Annotated in this window: 18 protein-coding genes; 13 read left to right on the plus strand and 5 right to left on the minus strand. The window is 62.8% G+C overall.

Translation table 11 applies throughout. The features are described 5' to 3' along the window. Nucleotides 1-90: 90 nt before the first annotated feature. The 8 genes from HW556_RS15855 to HW556_RS15890 all read left to right on the plus strand — a co-directional run bounded on the left by HW556_RS15855 (nt 91) and on the right by HW556_RS15890 (nt 6681). Nucleotides 91-552 carry a tetratricopeptide repeat protein gene (locus HW556_RS15855; protein ID WP_176901096.1) on the plus strand — a complete coding sequence of 154 codons (462 nt, stop codon included), beginning with the start codon at nt 91-93 and terminating at the stop codon, nt 550-552. Nucleotides 553-813: 261 nt separating this feature from the next. Further along, nucleotides 814-1392, plus strand: coding sequence for an energy transducer TonB (locus HW556_RS15860; protein WP_176901097.1), 579 nt, complete (start codon nt 814-816; stop codon nt 1390-1392). A 52-nt stretch (nt 1393-1444) separates the two neighbouring features. Beyond that, the gene (locus HW556_RS15865) at nt 1445-1972 is read left to right on the plus strand and encodes a hypothetical protein (RefSeq protein ID WP_176901098.1); all 528 of its coding nucleotides are present in this window, start codon (nt 1445-1447) and stop codon (nt 1970-1972) included. A gap of 133 nt (nt 1973-2105) precedes the next feature. After that, nucleotides 2106-3644 (plus strand): N-acetylmuramoyl-L-alanine amidase, encoded by a 1539-nt coding sequence (locus HW556_RS15870; RefSeq protein ID WP_176901099.1) that lies wholly within the window; start codon nt 2106-2108, stop codon nt 3642-3644. A 176-nt stretch (nt 3645-3820) separates the two neighbouring features. Continuing rightward, a complete protein-coding gene (locus tag HW556_RS15875; RefSeq protein WP_176901100.1) occupies nt 3821-5230 on the plus strand; it encodes an OFA family MFS transporter in 1410 nt (469 codons plus the stop codon). A 92-nt stretch (nt 5231-5322) separates the two neighbouring features. Beyond that, nucleotides 5323-5466, plus strand: a complete 144-nt coding sequence (locus HW556_RS15880) for an MFS transporter small subunit (protein ID WP_176901101.1) — start codon at nt 5323-5325, stop codon at nt 5464-5466. Nucleotides 5467-5557: 91 nt separating this feature from the next. Further along, complete coding sequence (locus HW556_RS15885) at nt 5558-6010, plus strand: putative signal transducing protein (protein WP_176901102.1); 453 nt, start codon at nt 5558-5560, stop codon at nt 6008-6010. A gap of 41 nt (nt 6011-6051) precedes the next feature. Further along, nucleotides 6052-6681, plus strand: a complete 630-nt coding sequence (locus tag HW556_RS15890; protein ID WP_176901103.1) for a hypothetical protein — start codon at nt 6052-6054, stop codon at nt 6679-6681. Nucleotides 6682-6690: 9 nt separating this feature from the next. On the opposite strand, the gene HW556_RS15895 is transcribed toward HW556_RS15890, so the two are convergent. Then, nucleotides 6691-7917, minus strand: a complete 1227-nt coding sequence (locus HW556_RS15895) for a molybdopterin molybdotransferase MoeA (RefSeq protein WP_176901104.1) — start codon at nt 7915-7917, stop codon at nt 6691-6693. Between the two features lie 193 nt (nt 7918-8110). On the opposite strand from HW556_RS15895, the gene moaC reads away from it, so the two are divergent. Beyond that, the gene (gene moaC / locus HW556_RS15900) at nt 8111-8599 is read left to right on the plus strand and encodes a cyclic pyranopterin monophosphate synthase MoaC (protein ID WP_176901105.1); all 489 of its coding nucleotides are present in this window, start codon (nt 8111-8113) and stop codon (nt 8597-8599) included. Next, nucleotides 8589-9800 (plus strand): NTP transferase domain-containing protein, encoded by a 1212-nt coding sequence (locus HW556_RS15905; RefSeq protein WP_176901106.1) that lies wholly within the window; start codon nt 8589-8591, stop codon nt 9798-9800. The genes moaC and HW556_RS15905 overlap by 11 nt, the downstream gene beginning before the upstream one ends. 248 nt (nt 9801-10048) lie before the next feature. Here HW556_RS15905 and HW556_RS15910 read toward each other — a convergent pair whose 3' ends face one another. Then, nucleotides 10049-10228 (minus strand): hypothetical protein, encoded by a 180-nt coding sequence (locus tag HW556_RS15910; RefSeq protein ID WP_176901107.1) that lies wholly within the window; start codon nt 10226-10228, stop codon nt 10049-10051. A 121-nt stretch (nt 10229-10349) separates the two neighbouring features. Between HW556_RS15910 and HW556_RS18960 the strand changes: the two genes are divergently transcribed. Further along, nucleotides 10350-12239 (plus strand): S41 family peptidase, encoded by a 1890-nt coding sequence (locus tag HW556_RS18960; RefSeq protein ID WP_176901108.1) that lies wholly within the window; start codon nt 10350-10352, stop codon nt 12237-12239. Nucleotides 12240-12311: 72 nt separating this feature from the next. On the opposite strand, the gene HW556_RS15920 is transcribed toward HW556_RS18960, so the two are convergent. Beyond that, entirely contained in the window at nt 12312-12731 is a 420-nt protein-coding gene (locus tag HW556_RS15920; protein WP_176901109.1) for a molybdenum cofactor biosynthesis protein MoaE, read from the minus strand. A 138-nt stretch (nt 12732-12869) separates the two neighbouring features. Then, nucleotides 12870-13112, minus strand: coding sequence for a molybdopterin converting factor subunit 1 (gene moaD / locus HW556_RS15925; RefSeq protein ID WP_176901110.1), 243 nt, complete (start codon nt 13110-13112; stop codon nt 12870-12872). A gap of 182 nt (nt 13113-13294) precedes the next feature. Here moaD and moaA point away from each other — a divergent pair, with 182 nt between their 5' ends. Further along, nucleotides 13295-14290, plus strand: coding sequence for a GTP 3',8-cyclase MoaA (moaA, locus tag HW556_RS15930; protein ID WP_176901113.1), 996 nt, complete (start codon nt 13295-13297; stop codon nt 14288-14290). Between the two features lie 51 nt (nt 14291-14341). Next, nucleotides 14342-15187 carry a DUF2490 domain-containing protein gene (locus tag HW556_RS15935; protein WP_176901111.1) on the plus strand — a complete coding sequence of 282 codons (846 nt, stop codon included), beginning with the start codon at nt 14342-14344 and terminating at the stop codon, nt 15185-15187. Between the two features lie 146 nt (nt 15188-15333). Here the strand turns inward: HW556_RS15935 and HW556_RS15940 are convergent. Next, nucleotides 15334-16415, minus strand: a 1082-nt coding sequence (locus tag HW556_RS15940) for a putative sulfate/molybdate transporter (protein WP_176901112.1), incomplete at its 5' end; no start/stop codon positions are given.

The following is a 16415-nucleotide window of genomic DNA, read 5'->3' on the forward strand; positions in this document are numbered from 1 at the left end:
TCTGAATGACGTTCTTTATACTTGCCACCAACAAGGCAGCCTGATCCTCAACTCCCATCACCTCACTCTTTCACTTTACCACCGCACCTCATGCTCGACGACCTGTTCAGCCGCCTGCGCGAGGCCACGGCGCCGGCCGAAATTGAGACCCTGCAGGATGGTATCTGGCAAATCTGGCTGACGGCCGGCCACCCGCTGCTGGATAAGCGCCTCGAAACCGGCACCCGCGCCCTCTCGGCCGGCGACTACGGGCTGGCTATCCAGGAATTTACTTTTCTAACCGAAACGGCTCCCGAATACGCTGAGGGGTGGAACAAGCGGGCCACCGCTTACTTTCTGCGGGGCGAATACAAAGCGGCCCTCCGCGACGTGCGCGAAACCCTGCTGCGCGAGCCCCGCCACTTCGGGGCGCTATCGGGCCAGGCGCTTATGCTGCGAGCCCTCGGCGACGCGCGGGGTGCGCTGCGGGTGCTGCAGCGCATCGAGCAGCTTTGCCCCGCCTGGCCCGGTTTACAGGCGCAGCTACGCACCTTGCGTGAGGAGTTGGAGTAATAGGAAGAATTTGTATTTTTACCCGAAACGATTGGCTGTGAGCCATGCTCCCTCTTTATAATCGGCAGGGGAAGTTTGCTTGCTTAAAATGGTATTCTCGAAAGCTTTTTTTGGTATTTGAAGCTTGCCAGGGGCCTTTCCCAAATCGGAAATGAGTAGAGACGGATTTGTACTAAAGAAATGTTTTTCTTTGTATGTACGATTGACAAACGCTGGTAGCGGCGGCGTCTTTCGACTTCCCGCCCTGTTCGTCCTATTGCTATGAAACACGCTTTCCTTCTTAGTCTGGCTTTTGGCCTGTTGCTGTCAATTTCGGCTCCGGCCCAGAAGCTGCGCAAAACGGCTGCCAGCAGCGGCCTGATGGAAAAGGGCGAGAAGGTAGGTGTGTGGGAGTACTACACCACCACCCGCGACGGCTCGCAGGTTATTGCCCAGAAATACGACCACTCGGCTGGTCAGCTGGTTTTTTTCCGGCCTTTCGATGACGTGCTGTACCCGGTGCGGACGGCCAGCGGCGAGTGGGACCGCGCGCGTCTAACCCATCCGGTTTTCTTTATCGGCAGCGACCCCGCGCTGGCTACTTACACGAGCCGGCTCAGCTACCCGGCCGCGGCCGCGGCCAAAAACGTGCAGGGCCGGGTCATCATCACGATTACCGTCGATACCCTCGGGAAAGCCAGCAACCAGCAGGTGCTGCTCGGTATCGGGGCCGGCTGCGACGAGGAGGCGCTACGCGTGGCCCGCAGCATCCCCGATCAATGGATTCCGGCCCGTGTGGGCAGCCGCGCTGTGGTATCGAAAATCGATGTGCCCTTCACCTTTCGGCTGGCCGGGCGCTAAGCCAACGGGCCTTGGGTGGCCACAGTATGCCCGACAAGTTTTACCTTGGGGCATGAAAACGCCCGTTTTGCTTTCGCTGCTGGCCGCCGCCAGCCTGCTTTCTTCCTGCGACTCGACCCCGCGTGAGCGGCAGGAGGTGGTGGAGAGAGAAACCCAGAAACTTGATACGTTGGCTGAGCGCGCCGCCGACAAGCTGCGCGTGGCCGGCCGCCGCGCCGCCCGCTTCGACTCCGTTTCGCGCATCCGCAACCGGCAGCCCCTCGACCCCGCTGCCGAGCAGGCCTTTGGCAATGAGCTGCTGGGGTCCTATTCCGCCATCGGCAGCCTTACGCCAGCTACCATCGAGCCCGCTTTCGTGCAGTTCATGCAGCAGGTACGCGCCCGCCGCAACCAGTGGAGCCAGCGCGATTGGGACTACGCCACGGCCATCAGCCGCCAACTTAACGCCCAGTTTCGGGCCGTGCGCCTCGACATAAAGGGCCGCGACGAGCTGCACATCCGGGCGCTGCAAACCGAGTTTACGGCCCTCGAAACCAGCCGCGACGTGAAGGACTTGGGTGAGGCCGTTAAGCAGCCCTAACCGGCTCAGCTCGGTCCCTGCCAGGGCGCTGCTCCTCATTTAGCAACCCCAATTATAGAGGGCGCGAACGGCGGGCGGGGATAAGCCCCGCCCCTACACCGTGCTGATAGGCTTGGATTTACCACTTTTCGCTGTGCGACAGAAAACCAATTTCCGGGCCATCGGACGGGTGGCCCTGCAGGCCTGTGGGCTGCTGTTGCCAACGGCCATGGCGCAGGCCCAGCGCCTGATTCAGAAAGTGGAAACTGTGCCCGCCGGCGAGCAGTGGCTCAGCCCCGGCGATGCGCTGCAGGTGCGCCTGACGGGCACACCGGGCGGCCGGGCCACCTTTCTCGGGGGGCGCCCCCTCACGGAGCTGGCCCCCGAACTGGCCGGCGGCCGGCGGGGTGTGTACCAAGGTACCTATATATTACAGCCCACCGATACGGTGGGCGGGCCTGCGGGCCGGCCGTTGTGGCTGCACCTGCGCCTGCCCAACGGCCGCCTCGATTCGCTGCCCACAGCTGCTTCCGTGCGCTTACTGAGCCCCAGCCAGCCACTGCTGGCCGTTACGCGCGGCACGCTGGCTCACCTCAACTATGGCCTCGGCGACGACCGGCTGGGCGGGGCCAAGCTGGGCTACCTCGACTCGCTGGTGGTGCTGCATGTGGTGGGCCGGGTAGCTGGCCAGTACCGGGTACGGCTGGCCGAGGGGCAGTATGCCTGGCTGCCCCTGGAATATGCCCGGCTTCTGCCGCCCGGTGGCTTCGCGCCATCCTCACTCACCGGCTCCTGGATCCTGCAGGGCGACTCGGTATACGATTACGTGCGGGTGCCACTCAGCCAGCGGCTGCCCTACCGCTCGCAAATCCTGGAAAACCCCACCCGCCTGGTGATTGATGTGTTCGGGGCCACTTCTAACACCAACTGGATAACCCAGCGGGCAGGCCTGCAGGCGCTGGGAGCCGTGTATTACGAGCAGCCACAGGCCGATATTTTCCGGCTGGTGCTGCCACTGCGCCACCGCCAGAGCTGGGGCTACCACATCGGCTACGAAAAGAACATGCTGGTGGTGCGCGTAGCCCGGCCACCGGCGCGGCTGCAGCTGCGCGGCCTGCGCATTGCCCTCGATGCCGGACACGGCGGCAGCAACGTGGGGGCTACGGGGGCCGGTGGAGTCAGCGAGAAGGACCTGACACTGGCCATTGTGCGGCAACTGCAGCGCGAGCTGGAGCGCCGCGGCGCTACCGTAGTGCTCACCCGCACCGCCGACGAGAGCCTGAGCATGGCCGAGCGAGTAACCCTGCTACGGCGGCAGCGGCCGGCGCTGCTGGTGAGTGTGCACGTGAACTCGGCGGGCAATGCGGCGGCACGGGGCACCAGCGCCTTTTACCGGTATGCGGCCTTCCGGCCCCTGGCGGCGGCGCTGTACGGGCGCATGCAGCAAACCGGACTGCCGGGTTGGGGATTGGTGGGCAACTTCAACTTCGCCCTCAATGGTCCCACCGACTACCCCAACGCCCTGGTGGAAACTGCCTTCATTTCCAACCCCGAAGACGCCAAAGTCCTGACCGACCCCGCCCAGCAGCAGCGGATGGCCCGGCGCATGGCCGATGGCATCCAGGATTTTGTGAAGTCGGTGCGGGCGAAGGGGATGCGGGGCTGGCTGGGCCGACAACCGGCTGAGCAGTAGCAACCAGTGTTATTGTCACGACAGGATATAGCAATTTACCAAAAAATAGTTGACTGGAAGTGGTTTAAACCCCGTACCAGACGTCTACCTTATTGAATCCTAATCTGGTAAGCCCTTGATCAGGGCACCGGTGCGGGCCAAGGTTTCGTTCTTTCCACTCCCAAACCACCTGTTTTATGGCAGAAGCATCGTTACTGGACCGCAGCCGCACCGTGGCCGGCCTGGGCTACAACCGCTGGCTGATTCCGCCCGCCGCGCTGGCAATTCACCTGGCCATTGGCCAGGCCTATGCCTTCAGTGTATTCAAAAAGCCGCTGGGTGCCCTCATCAGCGGCGACCCGGCCGCCCCCGCTGCCGCCGACTGGACACCCACGCAACTGGGTGTTATTTTTTCGATTGCCATTGTGCTGCTGGGCCTCTCGGCAGCTATTTTTGGGAAGTGGCTGGAACGCGTGGGGCCGCGCAAGGCCATGATGGCCTCGGCCCTGTGCTTTAGCGGCGGCTTCTTTATTGCGGCCCTGGGCGTGCATATGCACAACCTCTGGATTGTGTATTTCGGCTACGGCTTCGTGGGCGGTATCGGCCTGGGCATCGGCTACATTTCGCCGGTGAGCACCCTGATTAAGTGGTTCCCTGACCGACGGGGCGTGGCCACCGGCATGGCCATTATGGGTTTCGGCGGTGGCGCCATGATTGCCTCGCCGCTTTCGGTGGCCCTCATGGACTACTTCAAAACCAGTGGCACCGGCACACTGGGCGTGGCGGCTACCTTCCTCACGCTGGGCGTCGTTTACCTGCTGTTTATGCAGTTTGGCGTCTGGACCATTCGGGTACCTTCCGAAGACTGGGCACCCGCCGGCTACGTGCCAAACCCGCAGCACAGTGCCTTGATTACCAGTAGCAATGTATCGGCCGACAACGCCCTGAAAACGCCACAATTCTGGCTGTTGTGGGTAGTACTGCTCACGAATGTTACGGCCGGTATCGGGGTACTCGAAACGGCTTCTCCACTTGTTCAAGAATCCTTCTCTGACGCCGCTATGGGTGCCGGACGGGGCGTAACGGCGGCGGCAGCGGCCGGTTTCGTAGGCCTGCTGAGCCTGTTTAACCTGCTGGGCCGCTTCTTCTGGTCGTCGGCTTCGGATAAAATGGGCCGCAAGACTACTTACGCCATCTATTTTGGGCTGGGCATCCTGCTCTACGCCCTCATCCCGACGCTGGGACGCAACCTGCAGCTGGCCCTCTACGTGGGCGTGGCCTGCGTGATTATCAGCATGTACGGCGGTGGTTTCGCCACTATTCCGGCCTACCTCTCCGACCTGTTTGGCAAGTACCAGGTGGGCGCAATTCATGGCCGACTGCTTACGGCCTGGAGCACGGCCGGCGTTTTGGGGCCGCTCATCGTCAATTACTTGCACGAGAGCCGCAAAGCCGAGGGATTCACCGGCGCGGCAGCCTACCAAACGGTATTCTACGCCATGGCCGGCCTGCTGGTAGTGGGCCTGCTAGCCAACTTCGCCGTAACGGCTGTCAATGCGAAGTACAATGAAAAAGGCCCCGTTGACGCCGAACCGGGCGGACATTAATTTTTTGTGCTTTGTGCTTCGTTAGCAGAGCTTGCAATGTTCGAGCCGCTACTAATGAAGCACTAGGCACTCACAACTAAGCACTGAGAAGTATGAATCAGCCTCCTGTTTCCTCCGCTACGCACGAAACGCCCAGCTCGGGCGGGGCCTTGTTTCTGGCCTGGGCCTTTGTGGGTATCCCGCTGCTGTGGGGTGTGTCCCAGACGTTTATAAAGGCACTCGACCTGTTTAAGTAAGCCGGCCTGCGGCTCTTATTGCGTACCTTTCGCGGCACCCAAAACGGGTGCCGCGTTTGTTTAGTGGATTCCCTATTTCGCGCCTCTCCCCATGCCGGCAGATGTTCCTTCCGAAGCGGCGGCCATTGTGCTGCTCGACTCCTTCACCGATTCTATAGCCGCCCACCTGGCCCGCAACCAGCTCGATGCGGCCGGCATTCCGTGCTTTCTGAGCAATGAAAACCGCCTTTACGGCCAGGTAATGGGCAACGTAAGCCTTTTCGTGCGCGCCCCCGATGTAGAAGCGGCTCGTGAAATCCTGCATCCGCAGCAAACCCACATGCACGCCGTAGCTCCCGATGCGGCCGTGCCCGAAGCACCCAACCCAACCGAAATAGCCGCCACCCGCTGCCCCCGCTGCCACCACCACGACGTAGTGTGCCGCCACCAGCCCGGCCCCACCGACAACTTGTTTGTCAGGCTCCGCTTCTGGCTGCTAGACCCCGACAACCCGCAGTGCCACTGCTTCCACTGCGGCCACGATTTTGAATTGGTGAAAGGGTAACGTAATTGGTTACGAGTGCTATTTGATTCGAACACACTGCAATGCTCATTCCTCTGTTTTCAGGTGTAGCCAAGATATTGCTCTTTCTATTTGGTACGAACCATGGCAGCCCGTATCCCGGGGTGGCTACCCCAGACGGCTCTGCCCCGCCGCTGTATAGCTTCTTGCAGCAGCATTTCGATAGCACCATCGTCTATCAGCAGCAGGGCACCTGGAATCAGGGTCCGGATATGTTGATTCTGTCGAAGCAGGGTCCGGAGGTATACTTTTTCACTTATCGTAGTCCTTACAAGCTAGCACAGGGCCGCTATGTGCCAGGGGGACTCACGCAGCAGTTCAGCAGGCAGGAGGTCCGGTTCAGGGCGACTCTGCCGGATACCAATCGATATCTGCTGCTTCAGCCCATACCTGCATCAAAGCTGAGGCAAACGTGGCAAAACCTGCGTCCGGCCCAGCTGTGGCAGGTGCGCGACAACGGTACTCGTCCTATCAATCTGCCGTGCATGATTGAAGACGCTACTACCACAGTACTGTGGTTTTTGACCCGTTCAGGCTCACGGAATGCGAGTTTCTATGCGCCTGATTTTTATGAGCAGTGTGAAGGGCCAGAGGTAAATCGGCGGCAGGCAATCAACACGCGTTTGGCTTTGGAAGCAATGCTCAAACCGTAACCTCTACCTTCACCGAAACCGCCACACTGGCAGCACGGTGCCCACCGGGAAGTGCGCGAGCTCGGGGGGCAGCTCCAGGAAGCCGCTGGAGGCGAGCAGGCTGGCCATGTCGCCGGAACCGCCAGCCCGTTCGGGAGTGGCCAGTAGGCGGCCGTCGGGGCTATATTCCAGACTCACGAGCAGGAAATGAGTGAGGGCGGGCTTGAACTCGACGGGGGCGGTGAGCACGGCCGGTACCGCGCCGCTACCGCTTGCTGCTGCCCCGGTGGGCTGCTGCCCGGCCTGCAGCCAGGGCTGTACGTAGCGGTAGAAATTCATGAACGTGGACACCGGATTGCCGGGCAGCGCGAACACCACCGCCCCGCCAGCCCGTGCCCCGAACCAAAACGGCTTACCCGGGCGCTGGGCCACGCCGTGAAACCGCTGCTCCACACCCAGTTCCTGCAATACTTCGGGCAGAAAATCGGCCTTGCCCATTGATACGCCCCCGCTCAGCACCACGGCATCGTAGCCGGCCAGCAGCGCCGGCAGCTCCCGGCGCAACACGGCCGTGTCGTCGTCAAAGTGGAAGCTGTCGGCCTCGGCACCGGCCTGCCAGGCAGCGGCCTGCAGCATCAGGGCATTAGAGCGCCGGATCTGGTGGGCGGCGGGTTGCGCACTGATGGGCACCAACTCGTCGCCGGTGCCCACCACGGCCAGGCGCGGGCGGCGCGCCACGGCCACCGTGGCGGCTCCAACGGTAGCGGCTACGGCCATTTCGGCGGGCTCCAGGCGGGTGCCGGCGGGCAGCAGCAGGTCGCCTTGTCGGCGGTCGGAGGCCTGGCGGTGGACGTTGTGACCGGCGCGGGGCGGCAGGGCCTGCACGGTGGCGTAGCGCTGGCCAGCTTCATTGGTGCGGAACAGAAGGTCTTCGTAGCGAATCACCGTATCGAGGCCTGCTGGCAGCATGGCACCGGTCATTATTTCGACGGCCGCTGTTGGGCTGGTGCCGGTTACCGGGGGCTGGCCGGCAAACTGGGTGGCGTCAATCAGGAACTCCTGCTGCCCGGCCGCTAGGGTATCGTAGCGCAGCGCAATGCCATCCATGGCCACCCGGTTGAAGGGGGGGAAGTCGCGGTCGGCCCGCAGGTCTTCGTGCAGAATGCGGCCGGCGGCCAGCGGCAGGCTCAGTAGCTCGGTGCCCAGCGGGCGGATGGTAGCGGCCACGAGGCGGGTGGCTTCGGCAACGGAAATCATGGGCAGGTGGGAAAGAGGCAGGGTTGAACGGCAAGAACGGTCATTCCGACGACGGAGGAATCTCGCGTGCAACAGTAAACCTACCCATTGTTCTTCCGACTGCACGCCAGATTCCTCCTCGTCGGAATGACTGTTGTTTCCAATCAAGTGCCGAACTTATCGGTTTATTCCTTTCCACCCGCTGAACCCTGCTATGTCCGATTCCGATAAACTGACTCACCTCGACGCTTCCGGCCAGCCGGCCATGGTTGATGTGGGGAGCAAAACGCCTACCCGCCGTGTGGCTGTGGCCCGCAGCCGGGTGGTGCTCGGCCCCAAAATCATGGCTTTGGTGAAGGAAGGCGACCTGCCTACCCGTAAAGGCCCTGTGTTCCAGACCGCCATTCTGGCCGGCATCATGGGGGCCAAGCGCACCTCCGAGCTGATTCCGCTGTGCCACCCGTTAGGCCTCGATAACTGCCGGGTAACCATTGAGCCTGACGGCCCCGACGCCGTATTGATTGAGTGTACGGCCACCGTGACGGGCAAAACCGGGGTCGAAATGGAGGCCCTGACCGGCGCTTCGGTGGCCGCCCTCACCATCTACGACATGTGCAAGGCCCTCTCGCACGACATCGTTATTCAGGAAACCCGCCTGCTCAGCAAAACCGGCGGCAAAAGCGACTTTCAGCATGAAGCATAACCCCACCAACCCCGCTTCCGACCCGGCCGCCACTGGCGCTGCCCCCCGCCGCAAGCACGCCGCCTTGGCCCGGCCCGATCTGGGCGAGTTCGGCCGCCATGAGCTGGCCATTCTGGGCGCGCCCTGCGGCCGCATTAAGGAGCTGGCGGCCCGGCTGCTACCGCTGCTGACTCCCAGTTTGCGCGTGGCCTACGTGGATGCCGACCACGCCGCCGCCGATGCCGTGCGCAACGGTACCGCGCCCGAAACCGGCATGCTGGCCGCCGGGGCCAATGCCGAGCTGACCGACAACATCAGCTTCGCCCGCCTCGATGTGCGCCGGCCCCTGGACAAGTTCAGCCATCCCGAGCTGCTGGCCCATCAGAGCCTGGCGCTGGTGAACGGCAACCACTTCCGCGCCCGCCAACAGCTGGTGATTCTCGACCCGGCCAAACCACTGGACAAGAAGCTCGACCGCCTCACCGACGTGCGGGCCCTGCTGCTGCCCGACGGCGTAACCGAGGTGCCTGCGTACCTGCGCGAACACCTCGCCGATGCCAACGTGCCGGTGCTGCCCCTGGCCGATACCGCCGGTTTGGCGGACTTGATACTGCGCGAGTGGCACGCCGCCGCACCGCCGTTGCGGGGCCTGGTGCTGGCCGGCGGCCGCAGCCAGCGCATGGGCCAGGATAAGGGCCAGCTCGCCTACCACGGCCAGCAGGAGCAGCGCGCCTACGCCGCCGAGCTGCTGGCGCCCTTCTGCCACGACGTGCACGTTTCCTGTCGTCCCGACCAGATAACGGAACTCGAATACGCCGGCCTGCGCCCGCTGCCCGACTCGTTCGCCGATTTGGGCCCGCTCAGCGGCCTGCTCTCGGCCTTCCGCCTCGACCCTAACGCTGCCTGGCTGGTAGTGGCCTGCGACCTGCCGCTGCTCTCGGAAACCACACTGAGCCACTTGGTGGAAAACCGCCAGGCCGGCCGCATGGCCACCGCCTTTCAAAGCCCCGAAAACGACTGGCCCGAACCGCTCATCACCATCTGGGAGCCCGCCAGTTACGGTCAGCTGCTGCGCTTCCTCAGCCTGGGCTACAGCTGCCCGCGCAAAACCCTCATCAACTCCGACATCGAGCTGCTAACCCCACCGGCCCCCGGCGAGCTGCGCAACGTGAACACCCCGGAAGAGGCGGCAGACGTGCAGCGCGAGTTGGGAGAGGGTTGAAACGGTAGCCAGAAGTTCGTGGCCAACTCATACCCCAAACCAGGGCGAGCCGGCTGCCACCTTCTGGCCCTAGTGCGGCTCCTGCAGGCAACCGACTACTCCGAATCAGCATCCTGCCCTTGCAGTGGGCAGATACAGCAAATCGGTCCAGTCACCTTAGCGTTTCCTGTATGCGAATTGTGTATCTGGTGCTGGCCTCGCAGCTGGCGGCCGCAACCACTTGCCTGGCCCAAAGCGCGGGCCAGCCCTTAAATCTGGATTTTGAGCAGCGGGCGGTGGCAGCCGATAGCGTACCGGGTTGGTCGACCAGCAACGGGAAAGGCTACATGGTGGCGCTCGATTCGGCGCAGCCCCGGCAGGGGCGGTACACGCTGCGGCTGCGGGAGGCCGGGGCCCCGGGTGGCCAGTTCGGGCGGGTTGGCCAGCATATTCCGGCTCAGTATCAGGGCAAAAGCATCACCCTGAGCGGATTTATGAAGACCGAGCAGGTGGCACCTAACGGGCAGGCTTACCTGACGCTGCTCCAGACCGGTTCGGGGGGGTGCAACGGTGGCTTACGGCAACACGGCCAAGCAAACCGCGCGAGGTACCACCGGCTGGCAGCGCTACGAGGTGACGCTGCCGCTAAGCCCCGATGCAACGGAGCTGTTTTTTGGTGGGATATTAGAAGGCAAAGGCACGGCCTGGCTCGACGATTTACAGCTTACCATCGACGGAAAGCCCTTGGATCAGGCACCACCCAAAGCCATTAAAACGTATCCGGCCGAGCAGGACACCACTTTTCAGCGGGGTTCGGGCGTGGTTTTCCCGGCTCAACTAAGCGCGCAACAAATAGAGAATGTGGGGGTGCTAGGGCGGGTCTGGGGCTTCGTGAAGTACCACCACCCGGCCGTGGCCGCCGGCAATTTCAATATGGATGCCGAGCTATTTCGGGTGCTGCCGGCGGTGCTGGCGGCCCCCAATGAGAACAAGCGCAGTCAGCTGCTAAGTGCCTGGGTAGCCAAATTCGGCCCGGTGCCGTCCTGCCGCAAATGCACTGACTGGCCCACCGATAAGGTGCGTCAGCAGCCCGAGTTGGCCTGGTTGAACGACGAAAAGCAACTTGGTGAGGCCCTGCGCAATCAGTTGAAATACCTGCGCCAGAACCGGAACCAGGCCGAGCACTACTACGTGGGTACCACTCCGAACGCGGGCAACCCCATCTTCCGCCACGAGTTGCCTTACAATGCTACCACCGCTGGAACCACGCCGGATGCGGGCCTGCGCCTGCTGGCCCTGTACCGCTACTGGAACATGTTCGCCTACTTCTTCCCCTACCGCTACGCCATCGGCGAAGACTGGCAGCCGGTGCTGCCCGAGTTCATTCCGAAGCTGACCAACGCTACCACGGCCGAGGAGTACAGCGTTGTCCTGCTGGCCCTTATTGCGCGCATCAACGACACGCACGCCACCATCTACCAGGATAAGGTACTGGACCAGTACAGGGGCCTGCTGTATGCGCCGGTTCAGGTGCGCTTTGTGGAGGGCCAGGCCGTGGTAACCGATTATTACAACCAGGAGCTGGGCCTGGCTACGGGGCTACGCAAGGGCGATGTTGTAGTTGAAGTAGCTGGGGTGCCCGTTTCCGAGCTAGTGCGAAAGTGGCAGCCCCTGGCCCCAGCTTCCAACGAGCCCACTAAGTTGCGCAACATTGCCCGGCTGCTACTACGCGGCAACACGGCCCAGCTGCCGCTGCTGGTGCGCCGCGACGGGCAGACGCTTCCAATCATCATCACGCGCGTCGGCCCGGACAAAATCAACATAATGCTGGACTTTGGCACCCCGGATAAAACAGCCTCCCCCTTGCGCCTGCTCCCCGGAAACATAGGCTATCTGGCCCTGGGCACCCTCACCAACGACAAGCTACCGGAAATCATGCTGGCCGCGGCGGGTACAAAGGGTCTGGTAATCGACATCCGAAATTATCCGGCCGACCATGTGGCAATAGGTCTAGCGGGCCATTTGGTAAAAAAACCGATTCCCTACGTGCGATTTAGTCAGCCCGATATTACCAATCCAGGCGCTTTCCCCTATTTCAAATATCCTCAGTACATCAAGAAGGGGGCTGGCGAGCTGTATCTCGGCAAGGTGGTTATTTTAGTCAACGAAATCACCCAAAGCGAAGCTGAGTTTACCGCTATGGCCCTGCGCGCGACACCCAATGCCACTATTCTCGGCAGCACCACGGCCGGGGCCGATGGCAACGTGTCGGAAATCGTGCTGCCGGGCAACATCCCCACCATGATTACCGGACTGGGCGTGTACTACCCTGACGGCCGCGAAACCCAGCGCATCGGCATCGTACCCGACATCGAGGTAAAACCAACGATTCAAGGCATCAAGGAAGGCCGCGACGAATTGCTGGAACGCGCCATTGAGGTAATTAAAAATTCGGAATAAAGAATGGCCGTTGAACATCCCGCTGGGAGGTATTTCAACGGCCATTCTTTATTCCGAATTGTCAATTTCCCGCTAGGGGTGCGCGGCTACCCACACGTCACCGTCTTCATAAAACTCCTTTTTCCAGATAGTAACGACCTGCTTGAGCGTGTCGATGATGTACTGGCAGGCGGCGAAGCTCTCGGCGCGGTGCGGCGTGGATACGGCCACCACCACGGCCACGTCGCCGATGTGCAGGGTGCCTTTGCGGTGGATGACGGTTACTTTCTGCAGCATGGGCCACTGGGCCACGGCCTGCTCGGCCACTTTGCGTAGCTGGTGCAGCGCCATGCTGTCGTAGGCCTCGTACTCCAGGCGCACCACGGCGCGGCCGGTGCTGCGGTTGCGCACCGTGCCGATAAACGTGTTGATGGCGCCGGCGCCGTCGGTTTCCACACTGCGTAGGGCGTCGGCTACGCCGATGGGTTGGTCGGTTAGGTCGATATGAATCATAGGGTTGCTTACATCAGTAGAACGTCATTCAGAGCGTAGCGAAGAATCTTGCGTGCTGACGTTGCAATAGTAATTCGACGTCAGCACGCAAGATTCTTCGCTGCGCTCTGAATGACGTTCTTTTACTGAACGCTGCTGCTACCCGCCGCTGACGGGCGGAATCAGGGCTATTTCGTCGCGCTCGTGTAGCGGCGCATCATCGGCGGCGTACTCGTTATTCACGGCGACGGCCAGGCTGCTCAGGGTGGCCAGCGCGGGGTAGCGGGCGTGTAGCTCGGATAGCAGGCCCTGGGCCGACTGCCCGGCGGCAGTTTCTATTTCGAGGCTGGGCTGGCCCACGATTTCGCGGGCCACGCCGAACAAGGCTATATTTAGGCGCATGGTTTTTTGGGCTGATGAGGCAATAGTACGTAGAGCAAACCCAAACCACCGCGCCGGTGTTACGTTTGTTCTGCTGCCCCCGCTACGATAGCCTGGTCGGCGCGCCCTTTTTCTGCTCTCCCATGGTCCTTTCCGCCGTTCCGTCCGCATCTGTTCCCCACAACCCGCCCGTGCCGCGGCCGGTGCTGTTCGACAACCACGGCCGGCCGCTGGAGTACCTGCGCCTGGCCGTAACCGACCGCTGCAACCTGCGCTGCTTTTACTGCATGCCCGAGGAAGGTATCAAGTACCTGCTCAAGCAGGAGCTACTGACCTACGAGGAGATGCTGCGCCTGACGGGCCTGCTGGCCGGTTTGGGCGTGCGCAAGGTGCGCCTGACCGGTGGCGAGCCCTTCGTGCGGCGCGACCTAGTGCCGTTTATGAACCGGCTGAGCCAGATTTCGGGTATCGAGGAAATCAGCCTGACCACCAACGGGGTGCTTACGGCCCCCCACGTGCCCGAGTTGGCCCGCCTGGGCGTGCGCACCGTCAACCTCAGCCTCGATACCCTCGACCGCGCCCGCTTCGCCAGTATCACCCGCCGCGACGAGCTGCCCCGGGTGCTCGAAACGCTGTACGCGCTGCTGGAAGTCGGTATCCGCGTCAAAATAAACGCCGTGGTGATGGACGGGCAGAACATTGAGGACCTGCTGCCGCTGGCCGAACTGACCCGGGAGCTGCCTGTGGAGGTGCGCTTCATCGAGGAGATGCCCTTCAATGGGGGCAGCCACGAGGCCACGCCCGCCACGCTGCCCTGGAACCACCACCGCATCCGGCAGCACCTGGCCCTGAACCTGGGCGAGCTGACACCCGTGGCTACTCACCCCGGCGACACGGCCAGTCACTACACCGTGGCCGGCCACCAGGGCCGCCTGGGCATTATTGCGGCCTACTCGCGCACCTTCTGCGGCACCTGCAACCGCCTACGCCTTACGGCCGAAGGCGGCCTCAAAACCTGCCTCTACGACCAGGGCGTGCTCGACCTGCGGGCCATGCTACGCGGCGGTGCCCCCGACGATGAGTTGGTAGCCGCCCTCAGCCACGCCTTCCGCAACCGCGCCGCCAACGGCTTCGAGGCCGAAAGCCAGCGCCCGTTGCACCAGCTCAATTTCGAGTCGATGAGTACGATCGGGGGGTAGGTCGGCCGGGTCATCAATTTGTTAAGTACCCCTGCCCCTTACCTTTGGTGGATGAACCGGCTTTTCTCCCCTCCGGCAGTTGCCCGCACCGCCTACGCCCTGCTGCTCGCTGCCCTAGGTACCCTAACCGGTACGGCCGCCCGCGCCCAAACCGCCCCCCGCCCGCCCGACCGGCAGTGGGGCTCCTGGACGGTTAATACCCTCGTGCTGCCCGGTGGGCCCAAGGGCTGGGGCGGCTACTTCGAGCTGCAGGGCCGTGCTAATGGCATCGCCCGCCAGTTCTTCTACAACGAAATCAAGGGTGGCGTCAGCTATGACGTGACCGACAACTTCACGGTGCTGCTGGGTATCGGGCGCTACTCCACGGCCGACTACCGCGACCTGAGCGAGGGCTACTTGGCCCTGGAGCAGCGCGTGTGGCAGCAGTTCACCTTCACGCAGCCCATCAGCCGCATCAAGCTGGAGCACCGGTTTCGGGTGGAGCAGCGCTGGACGCGCTTCCGCAACGATGTGGTGCCCACCAACCAGGCCCGCTACCGGGGGCGGCAACGTTACCGCCTCAGCGCGGTGCTGCCGCTGAACAACCCCACCATGCAGCCTGGCACCGCGTTTGTCTCGGTGTACAACGAGGTGTTCTTCGACCCGCGGGGGCCCTACTTCGAGCGCAACCGGGCCTATGCGGGGGCGGGCGTGCAACTGAGCCGGGGCCTGACGGTGCAGGCGGCCTGGCTGAATCAGGTGGATTGGCTGCCGGCTCGTGCCCAGGCCGGTACCAGTCTGTTCATCGCCCGCGGCCGGCAGTTCAAGAACAACCTCGTGCTGTCAGTGGTTTACCGCATTGCCCGCGCCAAATCCGACGACAAGGCTGCCCCGTTCACGCCCTTTCAAGCAGACTGAACAGGATAGAAAACGTCATGCTGAGCGAAGTCGAAGCATCTCTACCGCTTCGTTGTAATAGTAATCCAACGAAGCGGTAGAGATGCTTCGACTTCGCTCAGCATGACGTTCTTTTGCTATTCGTTCGGTTGCTAACCACCTGCCCCTTACTTGCCCAGGCCCACCCAGCCGCGCTGCATGGCGTAGTAGAGGGCCGTGCCCACCGTGAGGCCCACGAGGTAGCCGTAGGGCAGGCCGGCGCACAGAATGCCGGTAAGCAGCGCCAGCAGTAGCTGGGCCCGCTCGGTGCTGATATCGCGCAGCAACGCAGCTAGGCTGAGGGCCTCGAAGAACAGCAGCACACCGAGGATGGGCAGCGGGAAAATCTGGACGATTTGCTGGAAGCCTTGGCTGAAGAACAAACCCAGCACCAGAAACAGCCCGCCGTAAATGACCACCGAACCGCCCGTGCGGCCCCCGAACGTGTAGTGGCCCACCATGCCGCCCGAGCCGTGACAAACCGGGAAGCCGCCCAGAAACGGGTTCACCAGGTTCATGAGGGCGTAGGTGAAGCTGATTTTGCGCACCGTGAGGGGCCGCTCGGGGAAGTAGTCCTGCACGACCTGGCGGGTGGCCAGCACTGAGTTACCCAGCGACAACGGTATCTGGGGCAGCGCCAGCAGCACGGCCCCGGTGAGGATATCGGGCCACTGGGGCACGTGCCAGCCGGGCAGGTGCAGGCCCAGGGCCCGCTGGGCGGTGCCGAAATCGAGCTTGAAGAGCAGGCCGTAGCTCACGCCCAGCGCCAGCACCACCAGCGCGGCGGGCCAGCGCCGGTTGCCCAGTAGCACCACCGTTACGAGGAACGCCGCCGCCGCCAGCGCGTAGCCCGGCAGGCCATCGGCGGGCACGTACTGCTTGAGCGCCAGGGTGGAAAGCTGCAGGGCGAGCCCGAACTGAATGCCCCGGATAACGGGCTTGGGCACCAGGCGCGCCAGCCCGTCAATCAGGCCCGTTACGGAGAGCAGTAGCATGCCCACGCCCACCGCCAGCCCGCCCCCGAATATCACGCGGCCGGGGATTTTCTGGGCGATAACCAGCGCGGCGAAGGCCTTGAGTGGCTGCACCGGCATGGGCATGCCATACCACAGGCCCGAAAACAGCTGCATCAGCCCGAACATAATGAGCACCCCGGCGCTGTCGAGGCCCGAGGCGGCTATTACGCCGATGAGCAGCGGCAGGTCGGTGC

The organism is Hymenobacter terrestris (genome assembly GCF_013377905.1).
GTDB lineage: Bacteria > Bacteroidota > Bacteroidia > Cytophagales > Hymenobacteraceae > Hymenobacter > Hymenobacter terrestris.

Coding starts and splice junctions, on each gene's coding strand:
- HW556_RS15865 (WP_176901098.1), top strand. CDS start 1,445: ATGAAAACGCCCGTTTTGCTTTCGCTGCTGGCCGCCGCCAGCCTGCTT.
- HW556_RS15890 (WP_176901103.1), top strand. CDS start 6,052: ATGCTCATTCCTCTGTTTTCAGGTGTAGCCAAGATATTGCTCTTTCTA.
- HW556_RS15880 (WP_176901101.1), top strand. CDS start 5,323: ATGAATCAGCCTCCTGTTTCCTCCGCTACGCACGAAACGCCCAGCTCG.
- moaC (WP_176901105.1), top strand. CDS start 8,111: ATGTCCGATTCCGATAAACTGACTCACCTCGACGCTTCCGGCCAGCCG.
- HW556_RS15895 (WP_176901104.1), bottom strand. CDS start 7,917: ATGATTTCCGTTGCCGAAGCCACCCGCCTCGTGGCCGCTACCATCCGC.
- moaD (WP_176901110.1), bottom strand. CDS start 13,112: ATGCGCCTAAATATAGCCTTGTTCGGCGTGGCCCGCGAAATCGTGGGC.
- HW556_RS15860 (WP_176901097.1), top strand. CDS start 814: ATGAAACACGCTTTCCTTCTTAGTCTGGCTTTTGGCCTGTTGCTGTCA.
- HW556_RS15920 (WP_176901109.1), bottom strand. CDS start 12,731: ATGATTCATATCGACCTAACCGACCAACCCATCGGCGTAGCCGACGCC.
- HW556_RS15875 (WP_176901100.1), top strand. CDS start 3,821: ATGGCAGAAGCATCGTTACTGGACCGCAGCCGCACCGTGGCCGGCCTG.
- HW556_RS15855 (WP_176901096.1), top strand. CDS start 91: ATGCTCGACGACCTGTTCAGCCGCCTGCGCGAGGCCACGGCGCCGGCC.
- HW556_RS15905 (WP_176901106.1), top strand. CDS start 8,589: ATGAAGCATAACCCCACCAACCCCGCTTCCGACCCGGCCGCCACTGGC.
- HW556_RS15935 (WP_176901111.1), top strand. CDS start 14,342: ATGAACCGGCTTTTCTCCCCTCCGGCAGTTGCCCGCACCGCCTACGCC.
- HW556_RS15885 (WP_176901102.1), top strand. CDS start 5,558: ATGCCGGCAGATGTTCCTTCCGAAGCGGCGGCCATTGTGCTGCTCGAC.
- HW556_RS15910 (WP_176901107.1), bottom strand. CDS start 10,228: ATGCTGGCCAACCCGCCCGAACTGGCCACCCGGGGCCCCGGCCTCCCG.